The 608-nt window shown below is 28.6% G+C and carries 1 protein-coding gene; it reads left to right on the top strand.

Going from position 1 to position 608, the window contains the following annotated elements:
• Positions 1-585, top strand: a 585-nt coding sequence (locus D8852_RS09950) for a hypothetical protein (protein WP_221762957.1), incomplete at its 5' end; no start/stop codon positions are given.
• Between the last annotated feature and the right edge of the window lie 23 nt (positions 586-608).

Raw genomic sequence — 608 nt, 5'->3', positions numbered from 1 at the left:
AGTAAATATAGTCTTTATTTTGATGGTGAGCTGATGACTGGATTTTCTACTTTTATGGAGGGAAAAAACAAAGGGAGTATTAAGAGTTTTATATATAATTTAGAAAGTAGAGATAGTAGAAAAAATCCAAACATTTCAAGTATTATACTTGGCTTCTTACAAAGTCGTTTTAAAGAAAAACTTAAGAGGTACAGTGTATATAATAAAAATAAAAATCATCAAACTATTATTAACAGACATTTCACAGAAGCATATCCTAGCGATATTTTTGGAACTTATCAAAATTTGTATAAGGATGGACTAATTAAATCGGACCTGAAATTAAAATTGGAAATACAACTTGAAAACATAGAAGAGATATTTCCTTATATGAAATATGAGGAATATAAAAACAAGACAAAAGCCGAACGGTTTGGAGAGTTTGCCGAATTTAAAGAAGACTTTCTTGAGGGACTAGATTTAATAGAAGATGAATCAGTACGTGAAGTTTGGAGAACTATATATGACTTAAAAAAAGAGCAAAAACTAACAACTGAGTTGGATATTAACAGACAACAAAATTTTTTAATAGCCAATATAGTTTAGAGATATCAAGAGGAGTTACCTAG

Source organism: Streptococcus mitis (assembly GCF_003942695.1).
Taxonomy (GTDB): domain Bacteria; phylum Bacillota; class Bacilli; order Lactobacillales; family Streptococcaceae; genus Streptococcus; species Streptococcus mitis_BD.
Note: the sequence above shows the minus strand (reverse complement) of the source record. Positions and strands in the feature narration are given on the sequence as shown.